The organism is Methylobacterium sp. B4 (genome assembly GCF_003201865.1).
Classification (GTDB): Bacteria; Pseudomonadota; Alphaproteobacteria; order Rhizobiales; family Beijerinckiaceae; genus Methylobacterium.
In genome coordinates, this window is the sequence record NZ_QJJJ01000001.1 from 255,221 (window position 1) to 276,984 (window position 21,764).

Annotated in this window: 26 protein-coding genes and 1 pseudogene; 17 read left to right on the top strand and 10 right to left on the bottom strand. The window is 70.1% G+C overall.

Translation table 11 applies throughout. The features are described from left to right. The first annotated feature begins 41 nt into the window (after positions 1–41). Positions 42–227, top strand: coding sequence for a hypothetical protein (locus tag BY998_RS01250; protein ID WP_245421434.1), 186 nt, complete (start codon positions 42–44; stop codon positions 225–227). Between the two features lie 200 nt (positions 228–427). Further along, on the top strand, positions 428–697 hold the full coding sequence (locus BY998_RS01255; RefSeq protein ID WP_110349799.1) for a hypothetical protein: 270 nt from the start codon (positions 428–430) through the stop codon (positions 695–697). Between the two features lie 15 nt (positions 698–712). Here the strand turns inward: BY998_RS01255 and BY998_RS01260 are convergent, their stop codons facing one another. The 3 genes from BY998_RS01260 to BY998_RS01270 form a co-directional block, all read right to left on the bottom strand. After that, the gene (locus BY998_RS01260) at positions 713–1,039 is read right to left on the bottom strand and encodes a hypothetical protein (protein ID WP_110349800.1); all 327 of its coding nucleotides are present in this window, start codon (positions 1,037–1,039) and stop codon (positions 713–715) included. 81 nt (positions 1,040–1,120) lie between these two features. After that, a complete protein-coding gene (gene ilvA / locus BY998_RS01265) occupies positions 1,121–2,659 on the bottom strand; it encodes a threonine ammonia-lyase, biosynthetic (protein WP_110349801.1) in 1,539 nt (512 codons plus the stop codon). Between the two features lie 92 nt (positions 2,660–2,751). Beyond that, the gene (locus tag BY998_RS01270; RefSeq protein ID WP_110349802.1) at positions 2,752–3,327 is read right to left on the bottom strand and encodes a PilZ domain-containing protein; all 576 of its coding nucleotides are present in this window, start codon (positions 3,325–3,327) and stop codon (positions 2,752–2,754) included. Between the two features lie 431 nt (positions 3,328–3,758). Here BY998_RS01270 and BY998_RS01275 point away from each other — a divergent pair, with 431 nt between their 5' ends. Then, positions 3,759–3,992 (top strand): SlyX family protein, encoded by a 234-nt coding sequence (locus BY998_RS01275; RefSeq protein WP_110349803.1) that lies wholly within the window; start codon positions 3,759–3,761, stop codon positions 3,990–3,992. A gap of 46 nt (positions 3,993–4,038) precedes the next feature. Further along, positions 4,039–4,362, top strand: a complete 324-nt coding sequence (locus tag BY998_RS01280; RefSeq protein WP_110349804.1) for a porin — start codon at positions 4,039–4,041, stop codon at positions 4,360–4,362. A gap of 61 nt (positions 4,363–4,423) precedes the next feature. On the opposite strand, the gene dksA is transcribed toward BY998_RS01280, so the two are convergent. The 3 genes from dksA to BY998_RS01295 form a co-directional block, all read right to left on the bottom strand. After that, positions 4,424–4,843, bottom strand: a complete 420-nt coding sequence (dksA, locus tag BY998_RS01285) for an RNA polymerase-binding protein DksA (protein ID WP_110349805.1) — start codon at positions 4,841–4,843, stop codon at positions 4,424–4,426. Positions 4,844–5,035: 192 nt separating this feature from the next. After that, entirely contained in the window at positions 5,036–6,067 is a 1,032-nt protein-coding gene (locus tag BY998_RS01290) for a hypothetical protein (RefSeq protein WP_110349806.1), read from the bottom strand. A gap of 1 nt (position 6,068) precedes the next feature. Then, positions 6,069–7,442 (bottom strand): MBOAT family O-acyltransferase, encoded by a 1,374-nt coding sequence (locus BY998_RS01295; RefSeq protein WP_110349807.1) that lies wholly within the window; start codon positions 7,440–7,442, stop codon positions 6,069–6,071. Positions 7,443–7,714: 272 nt separating this feature from the next. Between BY998_RS01295 and BY998_RS01300 the strand changes: the two genes are divergently transcribed. After that, positions 7,715–8,023 (top strand): hypothetical protein, encoded by a 309-nt coding sequence (locus BY998_RS01300; RefSeq protein ID WP_110349808.1) that lies wholly within the window; start codon positions 7,715–7,717, stop codon positions 8,021–8,023. A gap of 43 nt (positions 8,024–8,066) precedes the next feature. Here BY998_RS01300 and BY998_RS01305 read toward each other — a convergent pair whose 3' ends face one another. Then, on the bottom strand, positions 8,067–8,501 hold the full coding sequence (locus BY998_RS01305; protein WP_110349809.1) for a flagellar assembly protein FliX: 435 nt from the start codon (positions 8,499–8,501) through the stop codon (positions 8,067–8,069). Positions 8,502–8,755: 254 nt separating this feature from the next. Here BY998_RS01305 and BY998_RS01310 point away from each other — a divergent pair, with 254 nt between their 5' ends. From BY998_RS01310 to BY998_RS01320, 3 genes are read left to right on the top strand one after another with little or no spacing between them, the layout of a single operon-like run. Next, a complete protein-coding gene (locus tag BY998_RS01310) occupies positions 8,756–9,883 on the top strand; it encodes a flagellar basal body P-ring protein FlgI (protein WP_110349810.1) in 1,128 nt (375 codons plus the stop codon). Between the two features lie 26 nt (positions 9,884–9,909). After that, positions 9,910–10,269 carry a rod-binding protein gene (locus BY998_RS01315; RefSeq protein ID WP_110349811.1) on the top strand — a complete coding sequence of 120 codons (360 nt, stop codon included), beginning with the start codon at positions 9,910–9,912 and terminating at the stop codon, positions 10,267–10,269. After that, entirely contained in the window at positions 10,259–10,741 is a 483-nt protein-coding gene (locus tag BY998_RS01320) for a hypothetical protein (RefSeq protein ID WP_110349812.1), read from the top strand. Before BY998_RS01315 ends, BY998_RS01320 begins: the two co-directional genes overlap by 11 nt. 27 nt (positions 10,742–10,768) lie before the next feature. Here BY998_RS01320 and BY998_RS01325 read toward each other — a convergent pair whose 3' ends face one another. Next, the gene (locus BY998_RS01325) at positions 10,769–11,290 is read right to left on the bottom strand and encodes a flavin reductase (protein ID WP_110349813.1); all 522 of its coding nucleotides are present in this window, start codon (positions 11,288–11,290) and stop codon (positions 10,769–10,771) included. A 335-nt stretch (positions 11,291–11,625) separates the two neighbouring features. Between BY998_RS01325 and BY998_RS01330 the strand changes: the two genes are divergently transcribed. From BY998_RS01330 to BY998_RS01370, 9 genes and pseudogenes are all read left to right on the top strand, one after another. After that, on the top strand, positions 11,626–12,486 hold the full coding sequence (locus BY998_RS01330) for an urease accessory protein UreD (protein WP_245421466.1): 861 nt from the start codon (positions 11,626–11,628) through the stop codon (positions 12,484–12,486). Between the two features lie 79 nt (positions 12,487–12,565). Next, complete coding sequence (locus tag BY998_RS01335) at positions 12,566–13,186, top strand: urease subunit gamma (RefSeq protein ID WP_110349815.1); 621 nt, start codon at positions 12,566–12,568, stop codon at positions 13,184–13,186. After that, the gene (locus tag BY998_RS01340; RefSeq protein WP_110349816.1) at positions 13,183–13,743 is read left to right on the top strand and encodes an HD domain-containing protein; all 561 of its coding nucleotides are present in this window, start codon (positions 13,183–13,185) and stop codon (positions 13,741–13,743) included. The genes BY998_RS01335 and BY998_RS01340 overlap by 4 nt, the downstream gene beginning before the upstream one ends. Positions 13,744–13,907: 164 nt before the next feature. Further along, positions 13,908–14,213: pseudogene (locus BY998_RS01345) on the top strand (DUF1003 domain-containing protein); the annotation flags it as partial. A 76-nt stretch (positions 14,214–14,289) separates the two neighbouring features. Next, positions 14,290–16,002, top strand: coding sequence for an urease subunit alpha (gene ureC, locus BY998_RS01350; protein ID WP_110349817.1), 1,713 nt, complete (start codon positions 14,290–14,292; stop codon positions 16,000–16,002). 3 nt (positions 16,003–16,005) lie between these two features. After that, complete coding sequence (locus BY998_RS01355) at positions 16,006–16,503, top strand: urease accessory protein UreE (RefSeq protein WP_110349818.1); 498 nt, start codon at positions 16,006–16,008, stop codon at positions 16,501–16,503. Further along, positions 16,496–17,164, top strand: a complete 669-nt coding sequence (locus BY998_RS01360; protein ID WP_110350237.1) for an urease accessory UreF family protein — start codon at positions 16,496–16,498, stop codon at positions 17,162–17,164. Before BY998_RS01355 ends, BY998_RS01360 begins: the two co-directional genes overlap by 8 nt. 16 nt (positions 17,165–17,180) lie before the next feature. Next, positions 17,181–17,795 (top strand): urease accessory protein UreG, encoded by a 615-nt coding sequence (gene ureG, locus BY998_RS01365; protein ID WP_110349819.1) that lies wholly within the window; start codon positions 17,181–17,183, stop codon positions 17,793–17,795. A gap of 329 nt (positions 17,796–18,124) precedes the next feature. Next, complete coding sequence (locus BY998_RS01370; protein WP_245421435.1) at positions 18,125–18,298, top strand: hypothetical protein; 174 nt, start codon at positions 18,125–18,127, stop codon at positions 18,296–18,298. An 894-nt stretch (positions 18,299–19,192) separates the two neighbouring features. Here BY998_RS01370 and BY998_RS01380 read toward each other — a convergent pair. Both BY998_RS01380 and BY998_RS01385 read right to left on the bottom strand, forming a co-directional pair. Further along, positions 19,193–20,254 carry a phytoene/squalene synthase family protein gene (locus BY998_RS01380; RefSeq protein WP_110349822.1) on the bottom strand — a complete coding sequence of 354 codons (1,062 nt, stop codon included), beginning with the start codon at positions 20,252–20,254 and terminating at the stop codon, positions 19,193–19,195. Further along, entirely contained in the window at positions 20,235–21,761 is a 1,527-nt protein-coding gene (locus tag BY998_RS01385) for a phytoene desaturase (protein WP_110349823.1), read from the bottom strand. The genes BY998_RS01380 and BY998_RS01385 overlap by 20 nt, the downstream gene beginning before the upstream one ends. Positions 21,762–21,764 lie beyond the last annotated feature (3 nt).

The window sequence follows — 21,764 nt, forward strand, 5'->3', positions numbered from 1 at the left end:
TGGTCCGAGACGACGCGACTCATCCGCGCTGGATGCAGCGCATGGCGGAGCGGCAGGCGCGCCGCCACAACGGCGACAAGGTGGTGCGCTGGATCGCGCGACCTGCCCAGATGAAGGAACGCGCGAAGGCGGACGGTCTCTCCGTCATCGGTCAGGACAGGGGGATGCCGGCGGAACAGGCCCGACCCACGGGCACCGTGCGGTTGCGGATCGTCTCCGACAACTGATCGGCGCCAGGCGCGAAAGGCGCAGAGCCGAACGGCCCTGCGCAGAGGCGCTTTCGTGAGGGTGTGGCGGTGCCGATGTTGCAAAACATCTGTATCGGCCAGGTCGCCGCTCCGACCGTCTCTTGGCAAGTCCTTCGACGGGGTTCATTCTCCTCGCACGAAAGCCGCCCGATCACGCGGCGGCATCGGAGGATCGTCCCATGCTTGCCGCAAACCGGTTGGTCAAATCGGCCTGGATCGCCGTCGACGTCACCAAGGATCGCGCCGAACGCGTCCTCGTGGTCGAAGCCTATATCGCGGTGAGTCCGCTCGAGAAGAATTACGACGCGCACCGCTATGAGAAGGTCGTGGAGGATGTGCGCCGCATTCTGGCCGAGCATCCCGAGATCGACCGCGCCTCGATCCTGAGCATGCACCGCGATGCCGGCTGCACCGCGCTATTCCGCTCCCAGCCTGCGACCGCCGCCTGACCGGGACCGGGGCGATCAGTCGAGCGGGGCTTCGGCCGGGTTGCCGGGCCTCGGCTCGTCCCGCCCGGGACTGCGCAGGCTCGGCGTGACGCCCGCCCCGCGCCCGCCGCTGCCGGCGCCGCATCCGGCGCAGATCGAGCGGGCCGCCCGGTTGCTGCGCTGCGCGATTCGCCGATCGAAGTCGGCTTGACGAGCAGCGGAATCGTCCGATTCGCGCTGGAGATGGGGGGCGCCGCGCCCAAGATTCGGCCGGTCGGCGCCGCCTTCCGGCTGGGGCCGGGGCTCGGCGAAGGCAGGATCCGGCAACGCGAGGGCGAGGAGAGCGAGGGAGGCTGCGCGCATGGATCGTCGCTCCGTTCTCCGTGCGGCGGAGCCGCCGAAGGGCCGTAGGTTACGATCCCCGGCTTGCGCCCGGAAGACGGCTCAATCCGGGCTGGGATGAGCGCCCACGCCGTTGTCGAGAAACAGCCGGTAGGCCGTATTGTCGGTCTCGTCCACGCACGGGTAGCCGAGCGCGTCGAGGGCCGCGTCGAAGCGGGCACGCTCCGAGGCCGGAACCTCGATCCCGGCCAGCACCCGCCCGTAATCGGCCCCGTGGTTGCGGTAGTGGAACAGGCTGATGTTGAAGTCGTCGCCGAGGGCTTCGAGGAACTTCATCAGCGCGCCCGGGCGCTCGGGGAACTGGAAGCGGTAGAGCCGCTCGTCCGGCAGGCCGGTGGCGCGGCCGCCCACCATGTAGCGGACGTGGACCTTGGCCATCTCGTTGTCGCTCATGTCGGCGACGCCGTAGCCGGCCCGCTCCAGCACCGCGATCAGGTCGCGCTTCTCGGGTTTGCCGCCGGGCAGGTTGATGCCGACGAAGATGCGCGCGTCGCTGCCTTGCGCGTAGCGATAGTTGAACTCGGTGATCGCCCGAGGGCCGAGGGCCGCGATGAAGGCGCGGTAGGCGCCGGGCCGCTCGGGGATGGTGACGCCGAGCAGGACCTCGCGCTCCTCGCCGATCTCCGCCCGCTCGGCGATGTGGCGCAGGCGGTCGAAATTGAGGTTGGCGCCGGAGGAGATCGCGACGAGCGGTCCGCTGCCGGGATTCTCCGCCGCCCAGGCCTTGGCCCCCGCGAGGCTGAGCGCCCCCGAGGGCTCGGAGATCGCCCGGGTGTCGTCGAAGATGTCCTTCACGGCGGCGCACATCGCGTCGGTGTCGACGGTGATGACCGCGTCGAGATGCTCGCGGCAGAGGCGGAAGGTCTCCTCGCCCGCCTGCCGCACGGCGACGCCGTCGGCGAACAGTCCGACGCTGGCCAGCGTCACCCGGTCGCCGGCCCGGATCGCCTCGGCCATGGTGGCGGCATCGTCCGGCTCGACGCCGATCACCTTGGTCTCGGGGCGCAGGTACTTCACGAAGGTGGCGACGCCCGCCGCGAGGCCGCCGCCGCCGATGGGGACGAAGATCGCCTCGATCGGCCCGGAATGCTGGTGCAGGATCTCCATGCCGATGGTGCCCTGCCCCGCGATCACCTCCGGATCGTCGAAGGGATGCAGGAAGGTCAGACCCCACTGCGCCTCGAGGCGGCGCGCCTCGGCCAGCGCCTCGTCGAAGGCGTCGCCGTGCAGCACCACCTCGGCGCCGCGCGCCCGGCAGGCATCGACCTTGATCGCGGGCGTCGTGCGCGGCATCACGATCACCGCCCGCACGCCGAGCTTGGCCGCGGCCAGCGCCACACCCTGCGCGTGGTTGCCCGCCGAGGCGCAGATCACGCCGCGCTCGATTTGCTCCCGGGGCAGTGAGGTCATCTTGTTGTAGGCGCCGCGCAGCTTGAACGAGAAGACCGGCTGCAGATCCTCGCGCTTGAGCAGCACGGGGCGGCCGAACCGCTTCGTCAGGCGGGGCATCGGGTCGAGCGGGCTCTCGATCGCCACGTCGTAGACGCGGGCGGAGAGGATCTTCTTGATGTAGTCGGTCACGGGCAGGCTTTCGGCCGCTTCCTCGGGCAGGGGCGAGCCCGGGACTTAGACCTTCCGCGGCCGGGATGCGAGGGCGGGGGCCGGGAGCGGCCTCACAACTGGATGCCGGCGTGAACCTGCGCCGGGTCGAGGGGGAAGGTGAATGCGGCGCCGATCCCGTCGGGGAAGGTCCGCACCACGCGGGCCGCGGTGCCGCCGATCGTGATGGGCGTGCCGTTCGCCAGGCCGTAATCGAGACTGAGTGCGGCGCCCGAGGCCGAGATGTTGATGAGCCGGCCCGGCAGGATTCGCCCGTCCACGAGGGTGACGAGCACGTCCTTGCGCGTGGGGCTGATCCGGGGATGGACCCGCGGGGTGTCGAGCGACGGCTCCTGCTCGCGCGCCAGCGCCATCATGGTGCCGGCAATCTCCGCCGACCGCTGCCGGGAGACCCGTACGCGGACGGTGAAGCGGTTCTCCTCCGTGCCGGTGACCCGGGCTTCGAGCAGCCCGATATAGCGGATGCTGCAGGTGAGAAGCTGATCGATCTGCGGCGACACGGCCGAGCGGAAGACGATTCCGCTGCGCGAAATGTCCTGCGTCACCGCGTGGAAGTCGGGCTGCCGCCGACTCCAGCACAGCGCCGGAAGGATGACGGTGTGATGATCAGGGATTGTGCGGTCTGTCATGGTTCCACGTGCCGTCGTCCGGCGACACTGACGAAACATTTCTGAAGGGAGGCCGCACGGCATCCCTCGAATTTTCGAGTGTTTTTCGGGCGATCGGGGCGGCGCACGGCTTCGGCACGATCGGCGTGCCGTCATCATCCCTTCCGCGCTGGCACCATCGAAGCGGGTTCGATCCGAGGACAGGGGTTCGAGAGGCGGAAAATGGTCTTTGCGAGAGGAAATCCTTCTCCGAATTCTCGATGCGGTCGGCTCTCGCTCTTCCGCGCACGTCGACGGCGGCGTCCTGCGATCCCCCCCGCATCGAGCGTTATGCAGCGAATGCAGGTGGGGTATACGTCGGTGAACGATCCCCAGGCCGATCGAGATGCGCGCCGCGTCCCACCGAGCGCTACCTGTTGTCAGAGCCTGCTTCCGGTGGGCATGGTCGGCCCATGAGCGAAGTGCCGTCCGCAATCCCGCCCGACCCCAACCACGACCGCATCGCCCGCCTCGAAATCCGGCTGACCGAGCAGGAGGCGGTGATCGAGGATCTGAACGCGGCCATCACCGCGCAATGGGCCGTGATCGACCGCCTCAAGCGCGGGCTGGCCCGGTTGCAGGAGCAAGTCGAGGAGGCCGCCTTCCGGGCCCCGGGTGCGCCCGAGCCGCCTCCGCCGCACTACTGATGCGTCACCGCCGCACGGGCATGACGGGAAACCGGGAGGGGAAGAGATGACGAAAGCGGCCATCAGGCTCGGCGCCGCCCTCGTGCTGGCTCTCCTCGGGCTGATTTCGCTGTCGGCAGTCGCCTTCGAGCGCGCCCCGCTGCCGTCGAAAGCGCCGATGGAGCCGTGTCCGCGGGAGGGGGCCGGGTTCGTTCGCATCCCGGGCACGACGACCTGCCTGCGCCTGTCGGGGCGCGTCGCCGCCGGCCTCCAGACGGGCGCAGGGCGGACGGCGGCGCCGGTGGCGGGGCGCCTCTCGGTCGATACGCGCAGCGAGACCGATCTCGGGCCGGTGCGCAGCTTCGTGCGGATCGACGCGGGCCGGCACTGACCGGCCTCCGACGCTCCCAAGGCCCGCCCAATTTGACCCTGGCGAAAGTCGAGGGAGGAACTCAGTCGTCGCGGTAGACGCGCTCGCGGCGCTCGTGCCGCTCCTGGGCTTCGAGCGACAGGGTCGCGATCGGCCGCGCATCGAGGCGCTTGAGGGAAATCGGCTCGCCGGTCTCCTCGCAGAAGCCGTAGGAGCCGTCCTCCAGCCGGGAGAGTGCCGCGTCGATCTTGCTCGTCAGCTTGCGCTGGCGGTCGCGCGCCCGCAACTCGATCGCCCGGTCGGTCTCCGAGGAGGCGCGATCGGCGATATCGGGATGGTTCTCGTTCTCGCTCTGAAGCGCCGTCAGCGTGTCCTGCGCCTCGCGCAGGATTTCGCTCTTCCAATTGAGCAGCTTGCGCCGAAAATACTCGCGCTGCCGCTCATTCATGAAGGGCTCGTCGTCGGAGGGCCTGTAGCCGTCCTCGATCGTGACCTTCGCCATCGTCTTATCCTCGCGCTCCCTGCCGGTCAGCGGCGATCGTCGGCGAGGCTATAGTCGAGCCGGGCTGCCTCTACAACGCGTTGCGGGCGCCTTGCACACTCTGAAGTGAAAAGCTGCCGCATTGCGGCACAGACGACACGCTAAGGTCGCCGTCCGACCGGTTCGAAGGCGGATCGGTCCACGGCCTGCGCCTCACCGCGCGGTCGGCGGCGCGGCACGCAGGCGGAGGACGGCGTCGGCGATCTCGTCCGCCAGCGGCCGGGCCAGGGCGTGCCGGTAATGGGTCTGGTCGAAGAACAGCGCGGGGTCGTGCAGGGCCGGCCGTTCGCGCCGCCCGTCGACGAGGGTGCTGCGCCCGTGACGGCGCAGGGCCGCCTCCAGGGCCGAGCGGCAGGCCGCTTCCGCCCGCGCCCGCGGCGTGCCGGGACGGGGGCGGCCCGCGGCGTAGACGGGCGGCAGGACCGCGACCAAGGCGGTGTCCTCCGGCAGGGTGGCCAGGGCCTCGCCGAGGCGAGCGGCGGCGGGAAAGCCGGGCCCGGCCCGGCCGGGCGCGGCCTCCTCGGGGGCCGAGGTTTCGCGGGCGGCGCGGAAGCGCTCCCCATCGAGGTCGCCCAGCATGAGATAGTCCGGCTCGTAGTCCCACCAGCCGTCCGCTCGGGCCTGCCGTCGGCGCGCGCCGAGCAGCCAGCCGATGCGGCCGACCACCTCCTGGGCCACCGGCAGGCGCAAGAGGCCGCGGGCATAGGCCAGCGGATCGTGGCTGTAGAGCCAGAACGGAAAAGGCTTGTCGTTGGGGAGCGCGGGATCGTCCGTGCACCAAAGGTCGTCGACCGAGAGGACCAGGGCCTTCGGCTGCGGATGGTGGCGCAGGAACCACGCCAGCAGGGCGAGCTGCTCGCCGGGGCCGGTCGCGGGCACCGAGAGCTGCACGAAGGGGATGCCGGTGGCGGCGGTCAGCCGCGCGGGCTCGATGAGCTGGATGTGGGAATTGCCGAACACCGCGCCTTCGAAGGCCGGGTCGCGCCCGCGCAGGGCGGCGGCAGTGCGCGGGCCCTGCGGGCGCACGGCGCCGGCCGAGAGCAGCGTCGAGCGCCCGCTGTCGTAGGGATCGATCACGAAGGCGAGCGCGAGGTAGCCGGCGAGCAGGCCGACCGCGACCCTGACGAACAGGCGCGCGAAGCCCGCCCAGTCCCGCGTTCCGGCGCTGGCGGAAGGAGTCGCCATCTCAGAACTGGAAGTAGATGAACTCGTAGTTCGCATCGTCCCCGATCTTGAGGAGCACGACGACGAACACGAGGGCGAAGGCGAGCGCGAGCCAGCGATTCGGCGGCAGGCGGTGGACCGCCGCCCAGGCGGTCGGGCCGATCATCGCGACCGCGGCGGCGATCAGGATCGTGCGCCACTTGAAGCCGGTGCCGGTGGGCGCGAGCCCGAGCAGACCCTTGTAGATCGCCAAAGCCGCCTCGAAGGAGGTGGCGCGGAACAGCACCCAGGTCAGGACCACGAACAGCGTGGTCAGCGCCCAGCCGAGAAGCTGCGGCATCCGCCCGCCCGCCCGGCGCCAGAGCACGCCCGCGCCGAGGCCGACGCCGTGAGCGGCACCCCAGGCGACGAAGGTCAGGCCGGCCCCGTGCCAGAGGCCGCCGAGCGTCATGGTGGCGAAGAGTGCGCCGACCTGGAGCGCGAGGCCGCGGCGGTTTCCGCCCATGGCGATGTAGAGATAGTCGCGCAGGAAGCGCGACAGCGTCATGTGCCAGCGCCGCCAGAAGTCGCGCAGCGAGGTGGCGCGGTAGGGCACGTCGAAGTTCTGCGGCAGCACGATCCCGAACAGCAGCGCCAGCCCCAGCGCCATGTCGGTGTAGCCGGAAAAATCGAAGTAGATCTGGAAGGTGAAGCCGAGCGTCCCCTGCCACGCCTCCGCGACGGTGATCGTCTTGCCGGCGGCGGCCGCCTGGAACACCGGGTTGGCGTAGGCCGCCAGCGGATCGCCGAGGAAGACCTTCTTGGCCAGCCCCACGGTGAGCAGCATCAGCCCGCGCCCGATCCGCTCGGCCGCGTCGGGCCGCGCGTAGGGGCGCTCCTCGAACTGGTGCATGATCTCGCTCCAGCGCACGAGCGGGCCGGCGAGAACCTGCGGGAAGAAGGCGATATAGAGGGCGTAGCGGGTGAGCCCGAAGGACGGGGCACGTCCCGCCCTCAGGTCCGTCAGGTACATGATGTGGTGGAAGGTGAAGAACGAGATCCCGAGCGGCAGGGCGAGATCGACCCGCGGCAGGTCGAGGCCGGGAATCAGGTCCACGAGTTCGGTGAAGAAGCCGAGATACTTGAAGGCCGCCAAAACCGCGAGGTTTCCCGCGAGCGCGGCCGGGAAGAGCCAGCCGGTTCGGTCGCGCGGCAGGACCCGCGCCACCCCCCAGTTCACGCCGATCGAGGCGAGCAGCAGCGGCAGGAAGCGCCAGTCCCACCAACCGTAGAAGACGAAGGACAGCCCCGCGAGCACCGGCAGGCGCCATTGCGGCCGGTAGCGCTCGGCCGCCGCGTGCAGGAGCAGCGCGGCCGGCAGGAAGGCGAGCAGGAAGACGAAGGAATTGAACAGCATCGCGGCGCGGACGAGGCCCTTCGAGGATCACGGCGAGATCGGCGCGCGCCCGCTCGCGCGGGCCGCCTTGTCGGGGATCGGGGCGGAGGCGTCAATCTCGGCGAGCGGTCAGCCCGAGCGGGCACCCGCATCGTGATCGCGCCCGCCGGAGGGAGGATGGCGGCTTTTTCGGAGGGAGCGAGGGAGACGAAGCCGGTCAGCGACGGTTCATCGAGGCGGACCTAACGTCCGGCATCGGCCGGATGGTCCGGCCCGAACGGAGAGATCGTACGATGACGCACGCGAAGGCGTTCGCATTGGCTGCGGTGATCGCCGGCAGCCTCGGCGTGGCTGGAAGCGCCCAGGCCGCCCCTCTCGGCCCCCTCCCCCTCGCCGCCCCGGACTCCACGCTCGTGGAGCGCACCGCCGGCGGCTGCGGGCCGGGCTTCCACCCCAATCCCTGGGGCATCTGCCGCCCCAACCGCTGGGGACCCCGGCCCTATTGGGGCCGTCCGGTCTATGGCGGGCCCTACGGCTATTACCGCCCGCGGCCCTTCTATCGGCCCTACGGCTACTACCGCCCGCGGCCCTATTTCTACTGATCGACCGGGCCGGACCTCAGCGGGGCCCGGCCCTTTTTCGTGGTCACAGACCCCGCGCCACGTCGAGCTTGGCGAGTTCCACCGCCGCCCGCAATTCGATGTCGGCCACCAGGGCGTCGAGGCGCGGGTCGCCGCTCTCCGGCATCCGCTCGGCGAGGCGGCCGGCGATGGCCTGGAGGTCGCCCGTCGCCACCCGTCCGCCGATCAGCGCGGCCTTGAGCCGGTCGAGCCCGTCGAGCAGGTCGTGCCCGCGCTGCACCGAGCGGCGGCGGCGCTCCCGCGGCGTGTCGGCTCCGTCCTGCTCCTGAAGGGTGAGGATCGCGTCGAGCCCGGCGAGCATCCCGGTCTGGGCGGTGCCCGCGGTCGCGGCCCGCTGCGGCTCCGCCCCTTCCGGGGCGAAGGCGCCCGGCGCGGCGGCCCGCCGGGGCGCGCCCAGCGAGGCGGCCGCGACGGCGGCGAAGCGTGTGTCGACGCGCATGATGGTTCGAAACCTCTGAGCGCAGCACCGACGGACGGCGAGCGCTGGCCACTCGAAAAATCGGCCGACAGGGTTAAGCGCAGGTAAACGGGCCGGCAGAAGCTGCCGGGCCGGCAGGAAACGCCCGGCCGATCGCGATGGCCTAGCGCCTCCTGCTCAGTGAAAATCAAGGAATGTCAGTGCCTTGCCGGATGGCACGACCCTGGCAGGGGAAGAGCCGGCGCTTGACGCCTCCGCCGGCCGCCCGAGTTCCGATGCCCCTGCCTCGCTTCCTCTCGCCCCGCTCCCTGGCCACCCTCCTCGCTTGCCTGGCGATCCTGCTGCCGGGCCGGGCCGACGCCCTGTCGCGGGTGAAGGATCTCGCCAGCGTCGAGGGCGTGCGCACCAACCAGCTCGTGGGCTACGGCATCGTCGTCGGCCTCAACGGCACCGGCGACACGCTCAACAACATCCCCTTCACCAAGCAGTCCCTCCAGGCGATGCTGGAGCGGCTCGGCATCAACACCCGCGGCGCCACCATGCGCACGCAGAACCTCGCGGCGGTGATGGTGACGGCCAACCTCCCGCCCTTCGCCACCCAGGGCACGCATATCGACGTGACCGTCTCCTCGCTGGGCGACGCCAAGTCGCTTCAGGGCGGCACGCTGGTGGCGACCTCCTTGCTCGGCGCCGACGGCGAGATCTACGCCCTGGCGCAGGGCTCGGTGGCGATCGCCGGGTTCTCGGCGGAGGGCGAGGCCGCCAAGATCACCCGCGGCGTGCCGACCAACGGACGCATCTCCAACGGCGCGCTGATCGAGCGCGAGATGGCGTTCAAGCTCAACGAGGCGCGCTCGCTGCGCCTGTCGCTGCGCAACCCCGACTTCACCACCGCCAAGCGGATCGCCTCGGCGATCAACGACTTCATGGGCGCCGACACCGCCGAGCCGACCGACCCGGCCACCATCACGCTGCAGATCCCGGCCAAGTATCGCGGCAACATGATCCGCCTCATCACCGAGGTGGAGCAGCTCAAGGTCGAGCCCGACCAGACCGCGCGGGTCGTGGTGGACGAGCGCTCCGGCATCATCGTGATGGGCCGCGACGTGCGCGTCTCCACCGTCGCCATCGCGCAGGGCAACCTCACGGTGACCATCACCGAGCAGCCCATGGTGAGCCAGCCGGGCCCGCTCTCGAACGGCCAGACGGCGGTGGTGCCGCGCACGGGCGTGAAGGTCGATACCGGGGACGGCAACAAGCTCGCGCTGGTGAAGGAGGGCGTGAGCCTGCGCGAACTGGTCGACGGGCTCAACGCGCTCGGCGTCGGCCCCCGCGACCTGATCTCGATCCTCCAGGCGATCAAGACGGCCGGGGCGCTCCAGGCCGACATCGAGCTGATGTAACGTTTTTCGAATCGGGAGACCGCCCCATGCTGCCCCTCGCAACCTTCGCGGCCTCTGCCGCCGTCGGCGTCGGCAAGAGCCTGATCGGTTCGCTGGCCAAGACCGACACCGAGACGATGGACACCGCCAAGTCCGCCGCCTCGGCCAAGGCCCGCAAGACGGCCGACGAGTTCGAGAAGATGTTCCTAGAGGACAGCCTCGAGAAGCTGACCCAGACCCAGGGCACGGACGGTCCCCTCGGCGAGAACGGCACCGGCGGCGGCGTCTGGCGCTCGATGCTCACCAAGGAATACGCCAACGCCATCGTGAAGACGGGCGGCGTCGGCATCAGCAATCAGGTCTATTCCGAGATGATGCGCCTGCAGGAGGCCGGGAATGGCCGCTGACCCCGCACAGGCCCTGCGCCTTGCCGATCCGTCCTCGGCCCGCGCCTTCGTCCAGGGCCTTCTCGCCACCATGCGGGAGCTGGAAGCCGTGCTCGCCCGGGAGAGCGACGGGGTGCGGGCCGGCCGCATCGCCCAGGCGCTCGCGGATTCAGACGCCAAATCCACCCTCGCCTCGGCCTATATGAACGGCCTGGAGGCGGCCAAGGCCAACGCCATCGCGCTGGCCCGCTTCGCGCCGGAAGGGCTCGAGGCGCTGAAGGCGGCCCAGGGGCGCTTCGCCGCCGTGGTCGAGACCAACCAGCAGGTGCTCGCCACGGCGCGTACGGTCTCGGAAGGGCTGATCAAGGCTTTGGCCGAGGAAGTCGCCAAGGCGCGCACGCCGAGCGTCTATGGCCGGCCCTCCCTCTCGCCCTCACCCTACGGACGGGGTGCTGCGCAGGCCGGACCGCTGATCCTCTCGCGCCAGCTTTAGCCGCCGGCCCGGCCCGCGGCCGCGGTGTCAGGCCCCGGCCGGGCGCCGGTGCGGCAGGATGTGATAGCGCCGCTTGGCATAGAGCAGGCCGTCGGCATCCGACGGGTCGGCGATCGCCTCGACCGCGCAGATCAGCACGTCGTGGGTACCGACCGCGTGGCGATCCACGATCCGGCAATCGAAGGCGACCAGGGCGTCCGGCAGGACCGGCGCGCCCGTCCGCAGCCGGCCCCATTCCCGGTCGCCGAAGCGCTCCCCCATCGGCACGCGGCCGGCGAAATCGGCGGCCAGCGCCTGGTGCTCGGCCGAGAGCGTGTTGACGCACAGCACCCCGTTGCGCAGGACGGCCGGATAGGCGGACGAGGCGCGGTTCAGGCAGACCAGCAGAGTCGGCGGACCGTCGCTGACGCTGCAGACCGAGGATGCCGTGAGACCCGCCCGGCCGCCGGTCCCGTCCGTGGTGACGAGGTGCACGGCGCTCGCGAGCCGGGCCATCGCCTCGCGGAATTCCGAGGCGGAGACGGCGGCCTCGGTATCGGGTGACGTCATGGCGAGTGCCTCTCGGGGCCGACGGGCGCCCGATCGTGATACGGAGGGTCGCAAGGCTCGCGGGCGGGTCCCTGCGCGGGTGACCGGACCGGGATGCACGCGGCCCGCGTCGAGGGCAAGATAGCTCATCCGGCGCCCCCTGGCGCGCCGTCCCTGCCCGATATCGGTGCAGGACGGCACCACACGGCGTAAGCGCGCCGCGCGCGCCTCCCCCTTGCCGACGGTTGCGACCGACGCGGCGGTTTTTCGTGAGGGACACAAGGGCCGGCGCCTTGCGGCCGGGGCGCTCCCTGACCGATGAAGGGCCCGTCCCGCCCGACCCCGAGGAATCGCCCATCTCCGCCGCCGACCCGATCCGGCCCGCTCCGGTCCGCCAGCGCTCGCACGGCGTCGTGCGACTGCGCGTCGCTCCGGCCGGCAGCGCGGAGGGTCGGCCCGGCCCGACCCGAATCGTCGATCTCGCCGAGAGCGGTCCCCTGCGCCTTCGCGTGCCCCGCCAGGGCGCCGAGGTGATGCTGGAGGGCGTGCTCGTCAACACCGGCGGCGGTATCGCCTGCGGCGACCGCTTCGAGGTCGAGGTGACGGTCGCGGCGAACGGGCATTGCGTGCTGACCACGACCGCGGCGGAGAAGATCTACCGCTCCGACGGGCCGAGCGCCGAGATCGACAATCGCGTGTCCGTCGGTCCCGGTGCACGGCTCGACTGGCTGCCGCAGGAGACGATCCTGTTCGACAGGGCGCGGCTCCGTCGCCGCTTCGAGGCGGATCTCGCCGCCGACGCGGTCCTGCTCGTGGCGGAGATCGTGGTGCTGGGCCGCGCCGCCCGCGGGGAGCAGCTGGAGGAAGCCCTGTTCGAGGATCGCTGGCGCATCCGCCGCGACGGCCGCCTCGCCTACGCGGATGCGCTGCGCCTCGACGGAACCGTCACCGCGCTCATGGCCCGCAGGGCCATCGGCGGCGGCGCCCGCGCCTTCGCGACGCTTCTCGATCTCTCGCCGGGTGCCGAGGCGCGGCTCGAGGAAGCTCGAACGCTCCTCGACGCGCTGCCGGCCGCCGTCGAAGCCGGCGCCAGCGCCTGGAACGGCCACCTCGCCGTGCGGATGCTCGCGCCCACGATCGCGCCCCTGCGCGAGGGCGCCGCCCGCTTCCTCGCCGCCTGGCGCGGCCGTCCGATGCCTCGCGTCTGGCAGAGCTGACCGGCCTCCGATCGCTTGACCCGTGCCCGCGCATGCTTCTTGCTCGGGCGGAAACTTCCACACTGCCAGGACGCGTCCCTTGCTCCTCACGCCCCGCGAGAAAGACAAGCTCCTCGCCGCCATGGCCGCGCAGGTCGCCCGCAACCGGCTGGCACGGGGGGTGAAGCTCAACCACCCGGAGGCGGTCGCGCTCATCACCGATTGCGTGGTCGAGGGCGCCCGCGACGGGCGCTCCGTGGCCGAGCTGATGCAGGCGGGTGCCCGCGTCCTCGACGCCTCCCAGGTCATGGAGGGCGTGCCCGAGATGATCCACGACATTCAGGTCGAGGCGACCTTTCCCGACGGCACCAAGCTCGTCACCGTCCACCATCCGATCCGCGACACGCCGTCGGCCGAGGTGCCGGGCACGGTGACGACGCTTCCTGGCGAGATCGTCTTCAACGAAAGCGCGCCGCGCACGGTGATCGAGGTCGCCAATACCGGAGACCGGCCGATCCAGGTCGGCTCGCACTACCACTTCTTCGAGGTCAATCCGGGCTTGCACTTCGACCGCGAGCGGGCCCGGGGCCAGCGCCTCGACATCGCCCCGGGCACGGCGGTGCGCTTCGAGCCCGGCTCGACCCGGGAGGTGACGCTGGTGCCGCTCTCCGGCGCGCGGACGGTGTACGGCTTCCGCGGCGACGTGATGGGGCCGCTGTGAGCGAGCTCGCTTCGGATCGTCGGGACGACCTGGCGCTCGTGACGCGGGCGGCTGACTTCGCAGCCCGCCGGCACGCGGCGCAGCACAGGAAGGGCACCGCGCGCGAACCCTACGTCAACCATCTGGCGGGAGTCGCGACTCTTCTTGCCGAGACGGCGGCCGAACCCGATGCCGCTCTCGTTGCTGCCGGCTGGCTCCACGATACGCTCGAAGACACGCAGACCGACCGCGAGGCGTTGGAGCAGTTGTTCGGCCCACGCGTGGCCGCCCTGGTCGCGGAGGTGACGGACGACAAGTCTCTCCCGAAGGCCGAGCGCAAACGCCGACAGGTCGAGGCGGCGCCGCACAAGTCCGCGGGCGCCAAGGCGATCAAGATCGCCGACAAGACCAGCAATCTCCGCTCCCTGACGGCGAGCCCTCCGGAAGGCTGGGAGCGGCAGCGGATCGCCGACTACATCGCCTGGGCGGGAGAGGTCGTGGCGGGCTGCCGTGGCACCAACGCCGCCCTGGAGAGCCTCTTCGACCGCGCCGCCGCCGAGGTGCGGGGGACGCTGTGATGCCTGGCCGGGACGTGACGCCGCCCGCGCTCTCGGTTGGGCGCACGGGCAACGCTTTCGCAGCGATGTCGTGGGTAGCCCGTGAGCCTGACCGACGAGGGGCACGATCCGGCGCCGATGGCGCTCGACGCAAGGGCGCATCCCGCGCCCGCGAAGAAGCGGGCCGTCTGCGCTCGAACAACGACTACCGCGTCAACCTGAAGGCGGAACTCGAGATCCGCCATCTGCACGAGAAGATGGATCACCTCGTTACCAAGCAGTGGCAGCGTCTCGCCGAGATCCAGCAGATCCAGCTCGAGATGCTTCAGGAGATGCGCGCCCGCGTGGCGCGCAAGCCCGTCGTCAAAGTGAGGAAGGTGGTGCGCAAGAAGCGCCCGAAGGCGGCGGCGCAGCCGGCCCCGGATCCCGCTGCTCCCGCGGATGCCTCCGCGCCGCCGCCCGGTGCGCCGCCGCCCGGACCGGCGGGCTGATCGGAGCGGCTGCACGCCGCTTCCGGCACCAACCCTGCTTCCCTCGATCGACCGACCCGAAATTCGAGCCTCTGCCATGTCCGCCCGCCTTCCCCGCGCCGCCTATGCCGCCATGTTCGGGCCGACCACCGGCGACCGCATCCGGCTCGCCGATACTTGCCTGGAGATCGAGGTCGAGCGCGATTTCACCACCTACGGTGAGGAGGTGAAGTTCGGCGGCGGCAAGGTGATCCGCGACGGGATGGGCCAGTCGCAGGCGACCAACGCCGAGGGCGCCGTCGATACCGTCATCACCAACGCGGTGGTGCTCGACCACTGGGGCATCGTGAAATGCGATGTCGGCCTCAGGGGCGGCCGCATCCACCGGCTCGGTAAGGCAGGCAATCCGGACATTCAGGCGGGTGTCGACATCGTGGTCGGCCCCGGCACGGAGGTGATCGCGGGCGAGGGCAAGATCCTCACGGCCGGCGGCTTCGACAGCCACATCCACTTCATCTGCCCGCAGCAGATCGAGGAGGCTCTGTGCTCCGGCGTCACGACGATGTTGGGCGGCGGCACCGGGCCGGCGCACGGCACTTTCGCCACCACCTGCACGCCGGGGCCCTGGCACATCGCCCGGATGATCGAGGCGGCGGATTCCTTCCCGATGAACCTCGCTTTTGCCGGCAAGGGCAACGCCTCGGTGTCCGGCGCGCTGGAGGAGATGATCCGCGCCGGCGCCTGCGCGATGAAGCTGCACGAGGATTGGGGCACGACACCCGCCGCGATCGACACCTGCCTGTCGGTGGCCGACGCCTACGACGTGCAGGTCATGATCCATACCGACACGCTCAACGAATCGGGCTTCGTCGAGGACACGATCGCCGCCTTCAAGGGGCGCACCATCCACGCCTTCCACACCGAGGGCGCGGGCGGCGGCCATGCGCCGGACATCATGCGGGTCGCCGGCCTCGCGAACGTGCTCCCGTCGTCGACGAACCCGACGCGGCCCTTCACGAAGAACACCATCGACGAGCATCTCGACATGCTGATGGTGTGCCACCACCTCGACCCGTCGATTCCCGAAGACCTCGCCTTTGCCGAGAGCCGCATCCGCAAGGAAACCATCGCGGCGGAGGACATCCTGCACGACATCGGCGCGCTCTCGATGATGTCGTCCGACAGTCAGGCCATGGGCCGGGTCGGCGAAGTCGTGATCCGCACATGGCAGACGGCCGACAAGATGAAGCGCCAGCGCGGCGCCCTGCCCGGAGACGCTTCGGGCAACGACAACCTGCGCGCCCGGCGCTACGTGGCCAAGTACACGATCAACCCGGCGATCGCGCACGGCGTCTCGCGTCACATCGGCTCGGTGGAGCCGGGCAAGCTCGCCGACCTCGTGCTGTGGACGCCCGCCTTCTTCGGGGTGAAGCCGGACCTCGTGCTGAAAGGAGGCATGATCGCCACCGCGCCGATGGGCGATCCCAACGCCTCGATCCCGACCCCGCAGCCGGTGCATTATCGCCCGATGTTCGGTGCCTACGGCCGGGCCCCGTACGCCACCGCGCTCACCTTCGTCTCGCGAGCGGCGATCGAGGATGGAATCAAGGAGCGTCTGCGCGTCTCCAAGGAACTCGTGGCGGTGGAGAACGTGCGCGGCGGCATCTCGAAGAAGAGCATGATCCTCAACGACGCGACCCCGACCATCGAGATCGACCCGGAGACCTACGACGTGCGCGCCGACGGAGAATTGCTGGTCTGCGAGCCGGCGGAGGTTCTGCCGATGGCGCAGCGCTACTTCCTGTTCTGAATCATGATCCGCGCCACCCGCGTCATCCGCCGCGACCGTCTCGGCTGCGGCGAGATCGTCGACCGCATCGTGCTCGATTCGGGCGACCGGCACCGCCGCCGCATGGCAATGCGCGGCGTCGGCGGCACCGCCTTCCTGCTGGACCTTCACGAGGCCACCGCCCTCGATGACGGCGATGCCCTGGCATTGGAGGACGGGCGACTGATCTGGGTCGAGGCGGCGCCCGAGGTGCTGCTCGAGATCCGCGCGCCCTCCCCGCTCGCCCTGAAACGGCTGATCTGGCACATCGGCAACCGGCACATTCCCGCCGAGATCGGCGAGGAGGCGATCTGGATCGCGCATGACCACGTGCTCGCCGAGATGGTGCGGGGCTTGGGAGGCCGCGCCGAGCCGGTGACGCGGCCGTTCCGGCCCGAGGGCGGCGCCTATTCCGGCGGGCACGGCCATGGGCACGGGCATGCACACGACGACGCGCACGGCCACCATCACCCCCATGATTGACGCCCTGCGGCTGATGGCGTGGCTGTCGCCGACTTATCCGGTCGGCGCCTTCGCCTACTCGCACGGGCTCGAATGGGCGGTGGAGTGCGGCGACGTCTGCGATGCCGCCACCCTCGCCGACTGGCTCGCCGACGTGCTGGAGCGGGGTGCGGGCCGCAATGACATGATCCTGTGCGCCTGCGCGCACCGCGCCGTCGGGATCGCGGACGAACTCGCCGGGATCAACGACCTCGCTCTGGCATTGGCTCCGTCGCGCGAGCTCCATCTGGAGACGAGCCAGCAGGGCCGCAGCTTCCTCGACGCGACGCTGCACGCTTGGCCCTCCGCGGCCCTCACCGAGATGGCGGCCCGTCTCGACGGTCCGGTCGCCTACCCGGTCGCGGTCGGCGCGGCGGCGGGCGCGCACGGCGTCGCCCGGGAGGCCACGGTCGCGGCCTACGGCCTCGCCTTCGTCCAGAACCTCGTCTCGGCGGCCCTGCGCGTCGCGCCCGTCGGCCAGAGCGCGGGCACCGTCCTGCTCGCCGCGCTCACCCCCCGCATCGCCGCGCTCGCCGGCCCGTGCTGCGAGGCCGACGCGGATGCGCTCGGCAGCGCCACCCTGCGGCTCGATCTCGGTTCCTTCCGGCACGAGACGCAGTATTCCCGCATCTTCCGCTCCTGAGGATTGTTTCGAACCCATGGCATCCGCGAACGGACCCCTGCGCGTCGGCATCGGCGGCCCCGTCGGCTCGGGCAAGACGGCGCTGATGGAGCAACTCTGCCGCCGCTTTCGAGATACCTACGAGATCTGCGCGATCACCAACGACATCTACACCAAGGAGGATGCGCGCATCCTCACCGTGGCCGGGGCGTTGCCCGAGGAGCGCATCCTCGGCGTCGAGACCGGCGGCTGCCCGCACACCGCGATCCGCGAGGATGCCTCGATCAACCTCGCGGCGGTGGCGCAGATGCGCCGCCGTTTCCCGAAGCTCGACCTCGTGCTGATCGAATCGGGCGGCGACAACCTCGCGGCGACCTTCTCGCCGGAGCTGGCCGACCTCACGCTCTACGTCATCGACGTGGCCGGCGGCGAGAAGATCCCCCGCAAGGGCGGCCCCGGCATCACCCGCTCCGACCTGCTCATCGTCAACAAGACCGACCTCGCCCCGCTGGTCGGCGCCGACCTCTCGGTGATGGAGGCCGACACCCGGCGCATGCGGGGCACGAGGCCCTACGTCTTCGCCTCCCTGCGCGAGGGCCACGGGGCGGATGCCGTGGCCCGGTTCATCGTTGAGGCCGGGGGGATGGGCTGAGGAGTGTCCTAGGGTCAAAAACTCGATCAGCTGGACCGTGCAGAGCCCGATCCCGACCTAGCGAGACCTGCGAACTGCCGAACGACAAATTGTCATGGTATCGACGAATGGGCGCATCGCTCGACTGCCACTCGCTCCTGCAGGAAAATAATCAAACAGGCCGTTAGAAGATATATTATTCATTATTTTCGACCATGCGATAGTCGATTGTTAGTCTTGGCCGCAAAAGCTGCAAGCTGTTTTGTAAGCCATGCGATTCGCCACACCATATACTTTGCGATACGGTGAGCGGACGACACCGTAGGCCTGCTTGATCCGGGATCATGATCATGCGTGCTATCTATCTGTTCATGCTCGCTTTTTCCCTCGCAACAGGGGCGTTCTGGGCAACCATGCTCACCAGCCCGCCCAAATCGAGAGCGGCTCCTACCGCCATTGCCGATACCTGGATCGTCGAGAGGTCTCAGCCTGCAATCGCAGACGATTACGATCCAGAGTTCTAAGTTGCGCAATAGATCTGATGCGTGTTGGGCGGATGCGCCGAGCAGCGGTAGCGCTATGCGCAACGTCTAAGCCACTTGCAGCGCGAGCCGTGCCGATCGGCACGTCAGACCCGCGTCAGCCTCACGATCTTCGGGTTGGAACCTGTCACGGCCCCTGATGATCAGAGACCGCGCCTTGCTCAAAGGTGCAACCATGTCGCTACATATCGCTTCCGTTACCGCCGCGCTCGTTGTCACCGCGCTCGGGTTGAGCCTGCTGACGAGTGCCGCTCACATGCCGCAGCAGATGTCTTCGGTCTCGCCTAAGCTTGCGCTGGCCCTTTCTTTGGCGGGATGAAGGCTGGGGACTGAAAGCAGCGAAGCTGCCTGCCGCCGCAGCTTCCGATCCCTTGCGGACAAAGCAAGCTCATCGCGTTGTCCAAGAAGTTGCGACGGAGCAATATGCGAAGAAACTGCCGTCGAGCAACATCTTGGAAGGGCGATTACCCTTCTCCAATGAATAAGCAAAGGGATATACCTTGTACTTACCATCCCTTGAAAAGGAGTGCGGCTGCCCCATCGACGAATAGCAACAGATCGTCCGGGATCAGCTGTCGGCCAAACAGATGGACTTCGTGTCGATGTTGAAGGACGAGTACGGCCTGGGGCCACGGTCACGCTAACCCGATCATCGCCTACGTGCTGTCCACGGGAATGGCTTAGGCAACTCTGCCATCAATCTGAGGTGACGGCTTTCAACCCTCAGCAGCCCTTTGCACGCTCAAACTGCTTAGGCTCTGACTCTGAGCCGTATCCGGCCTGATTGCATCAGGCCGGCGCCTCGAAGTCTCTGTCTCGATACTATCCCTTCGACGAACCGGTGATCGCTGCGTCGAAATGCGCTCTACGCGCCATCTACGACGGCGCCGAGCGGCGGAAGGCGTCGCGCTCCTCCAAAGCTTCGATCAGGTCGAGCACCCGCACGACCTGGCCCGAGACGTCCCACCAAGCCGGGAGGCCGCGCGAGGCCGGCACCGGATGGCGCAGCACGGCCTCGACGAGGAAGGCCGTCTCGGAGAGCGGCGGCATTTCCAGCCCGTGCGGGCGCGCGGCCGGCAGGGCGGCGCGGGCGAGCAGGCCGGCCTTGCGCAGCCCGCTCACGCGGGCGCGGCGAGTCACCGAATCGAGGCCGTTCGCCTGCACTTCGCAGCCGATCTCGGCGTAGATCGCCCGGGCGGCCCGGATCGCCGGGCGGCAGGCGGGGGGCAGCGCAGCGATGCCGGGTTCGGCGCGGGCGTAGAGCTGGCCGGCGACGGCCAGGAGATGCGCCACGACCCGCTCCAGCCCGGGGCTGGGACGGGGATCGGCGAGGAAGGCCCGGGCATCGAGGCCGGCCGCGTCGAGCCATGCGCGGGGAAGGTAAAGGCGGCCCGCCCGCGCATCCTCGCCGACGTCGCGGGCGATGTTGGTGAACTGCATCGCCACGCCGAGATCGCAGGCGCGGGCGAGCGCGTGCGCGTCGCGCACCCCCATCACCAGCGTCATCATCGCCCCGACCGTGCCGGCGACCCGGGCGGCGTAGGCCGCCAGATCCGACAGGGTGTCGTAGTGCCGGCCCTGCACGTCCCAGGCGAGCCCTTCGAGGAGCGCCCGCGGCAGGGCCTCGGGGATGGCGTGGCGGGCGAGCACGTCGGCGAGCGCCCGGTCTGCCGGGTGGTCCGCGGGGCGCCCGGCGACGGCTGCCGAGAGGCGCCGCTCCAGCCGGGCGAGCGCCGCCAGCCGGTTGCCGCCGGCCTCGTCCACCGCGTCGTCGGAGAGGCGGCAGAAGGCGTAGAGGCCGTAGGCCGAACTGCGCACCGACGGCGGCAGCAGCAGCGAGGCCGCGAAGAAGCTCTTCGAGCCGGCGCGGATCGAGGCCCGGCAGGCGGCGTGGTCCGCGCGGCTGGCGAGAGGCGGATCAGGCAGGAACACGGGCATCCGGCACCACGGAATCGAGGACACGGGCCGAGGAGAGGACGCCCGGAAGGCCGGCTCCGGGATGCGTCCCCGCCCCGACGAGGTAGAGGTTCGCCACGTCTTCCGAGCGGTTGTGCGGGCGAAACCACGCCGATTGCGTCAGCACCGGCTCCAGCCCGAAGCCCGAGCCGCGGAAGCTGAGGAAGTCGTCGGCGAAATCCTGCGGCGTCGTCACCCGCGAGGTGACGAGCGCCTCGGAGAGCCCCGGCATCACCGAGGCTTCGAGCGCGCGGGCGATCTTCGCGCGGAACGGCTCGGCGAGCTGCGCCCAGTCCTGGCCGCCGGCGAGGTTCGGCACGGGCGCAAGTACGTAGAAGGCGTCGTGGCCCGGGGGCGCGAGCAGCGGGTCGGTCGCGGTCGGGCGGTGGAGGTAGAGGCTGAAATCCTCCGCGAGCGCCTTCCGCTCGAAGATGTCGCGCAGCAGGCCGCGATAGCGCGGCCCCATCAGGATCGTGTGGTGATCGACCTCCGGGTATTTCCTGCGCGTGCCGAAATACCAGACGAACAGGCCCATGGACGAGGCGGCGCGCTTTAGGCGCCGGGCGCTCCAGCGCCGCGTCGTGCCGCCCAGCAGCGTGCCGTAGGTGAAGGCGGAATCGGCGTTCGAGACCACGATGTCGGCAGGAATCGTCTCGCCGCTCGACAGGGTCACGCCCGTCGCCGTCCCGCCTTCGACGCGGATGCGCGCGACATCCGCCCCGCAGCGGACCGTGCCGCCCTGGCCGCAGATCAGCCCGGCCAGCCCCTCTACGAGGCGCCCGGTGCCGCCCATGGCGAAGTGGACGCCCCAGCGCCGCTCCAGATGGGCGATCAGGCAGTAGATCCCGCTCGCCCGGAACGGGTTGCCGCCGATGAGCAGGGGGTGGAAGCTGAAGATGGTGCGCAGCCGCTCGTCGCGGATGAAGCGGGCCACCACGTCGTAGACGCTGCGGTGGCCCGAGAGCCGCAGCAGGTCCGGCGCGATCCGCAGCATGGCACCGAGGCTGCCGAAGGGAACGTGGCCGAGTTCCTCGAACCCCACCCGGCAGACCGCCTCGCTGTGGGCCATGAAGCGCTCGTATCCGGGCACGTCCTCGGGCGAGAAGCGGGCGACCTCGGCGCGCATCGCCGCCCGGTCGCCGCTATAGGCGAAGCTCTGACCGTCTTCGAAGCGGATGCGGTAGAAGGGCAGCATCGGCACCAGCGCGATGTCCTGGGCCATCTCCCGCCCGCACAGCCGCCACAGCTCCTCGAACAGGAACGGCGCGGTGACGATGGTCGGCCCCGCATCGAAGGTGAAGCCGTCCTGCCGGTGGACGCGGGCGCGCCCGCCCGGCTGGTCGAGCCGCTCCAGCACCGTGACGCGGTAGCCCCGCGCCCCGAGCCTGACCGCCGCCGCAAGTCCGCCGAATCCGGAGCCGATCACGACCGCGTGCGGCCGGCGATCCGGGTCGGTCCTGTCGCTCGGCTTGACGGCGAGTGTCAACATGAG

What these genes read in the sequence shown, in the direction of transcription:
- BY998_RS01250 (WP_245421434.1), top strand. Translation starts at nt 42, where the DNA reads ATGGCGGAGCGGCAGGCGCGCCGCCACAACGGCGACAAGGTGGTGCGC.
- BY998_RS01255 (WP_110349799.1), top strand. Translation starts at nt 428, where the DNA reads ATGCTTGCCGCAAACCGGTTGGTCAAATCGGCCTGGATCGCCGTCGAC.
- BY998_RS01260 (WP_110349800.1), bottom strand. Translation starts at nt 1,039, where the DNA reads ATGCGCGCAGCCTCCCTCGCTCTCCTCGCCCTCGCGTTGCCGGATCCT.
- BY998_RS01270 (WP_110349802.1), bottom strand. Translation starts at nt 3,327, where the DNA reads ATGACAGACCGCACAATCCCTGATCATCACACCGTCATCCTTCCGGCG.
- BY998_RS01275 (WP_110349803.1), top strand. Translation starts at nt 3,759, where the DNA reads ATGAGCGAAGTGCCGTCCGCAATCCCGCCCGACCCCAACCACGACCGC.
- BY998_RS01280 (WP_110349804.1), top strand. Translation starts at nt 4,039, where the DNA reads ATGACGAAAGCGGCCATCAGGCTCGGCGCCGCCCTCGTGCTGGCTCTC.
- dksA (WP_110349805.1), bottom strand. Translation starts at nt 4,843, where the DNA reads ATGGCGAAGGTCACGATCGAGGACGGCTACAGGCCCTCCGACGACGAG.
- BY998_RS01290 (WP_110349806.1), bottom strand. Translation starts at nt 6,067, where the DNA reads ATGGCGACTCCTTCCGCCAGCGCCGGAACGCGGGACTGGGCGGGCTTC.
- BY998_RS01295 (WP_110349807.1), bottom strand. Translation starts at nt 7,442, where the DNA reads ATGCTGTTCAATTCCTTCGTCTTCCTGCTCGCCTTCCTGCCGGCCGCG.
- BY998_RS01300 (WP_110349808.1), top strand. Translation starts at nt 7,715, where the DNA reads ATGACGCACGCGAAGGCGTTCGCATTGGCTGCGGTGATCGCCGGCAGC.
- BY998_RS01305 (WP_110349809.1), bottom strand. Translation starts at nt 8,501, where the DNA reads ATGCGCGTCGACACACGCTTCGCCGCCGTCGCGGCCGCCTCGCTGGGC.
- BY998_RS01310 (WP_110349810.1), top strand. Translation starts at nt 8,756, where the DNA reads ATGCCCCTGCCTCGCTTCCTCTCGCCCCGCTCCCTGGCCACCCTCCTC.
- BY998_RS01315 (WP_110349811.1), top strand. Translation starts at nt 9,910, where the DNA reads ATGCTGCCCCTCGCAACCTTCGCGGCCTCTGCCGCCGTCGGCGTCGGC.
- BY998_RS01320 (WP_110349812.1), top strand. Translation starts at nt 10,259, where the DNA reads ATGGCCGCTGACCCCGCACAGGCCCTGCGCCTTGCCGATCCGTCCTCG.
- BY998_RS01325 (WP_110349813.1), bottom strand. Translation starts at nt 11,290, where the DNA reads ATGACGTCACCCGATACCGAGGCCGCCGTCTCCGCCTCGGAATTCCGC.
- ureC (WP_110349817.1), top strand. Translation starts at nt 14,290, where the DNA reads ATGTCCGCCCGCCTTCCCCGCGCCGCCTATGCCGCCATGTTCGGGCCG.
- BY998_RS01355 (WP_110349818.1), top strand. Translation starts at nt 16,006, where the DNA reads ATGATCCGCGCCACCCGCGTCATCCGCCGCGACCGTCTCGGCTGCGGC.
- BY998_RS01360 (WP_110350237.1), top strand. Translation starts at nt 16,496, where the DNA reads ATGATTGACGCCCTGCGGCTGATGGCGTGGCTGTCGCCGACTTATCCG.
- ureG (WP_110349819.1), top strand. Translation starts at nt 17,181, where the DNA reads ATGGCATCCGCGAACGGACCCCTGCGCGTCGGCATCGGCGGCCCCGTC.
- BY998_RS01370 (WP_245421435.1), top strand. Translation starts at nt 18,125, where the DNA reads ATGCGTGCTATCTATCTGTTCATGCTCGCTTTTTCCCTCGCAACAGGG.
- BY998_RS01380 (WP_110349822.1), bottom strand. Translation starts at nt 20,254, where the DNA reads ATGCCCGTGTTCCTGCCTGATCCGCCTCTCGCCAGCCGCGCGGACCAC.
- BY998_RS01385 (WP_110349823.1), bottom strand. Translation starts at nt 21,761, where the DNA reads ATGTTGACACTCGCCGTCAAGCCGAGCGACAGGACCGACCCGGATCGC.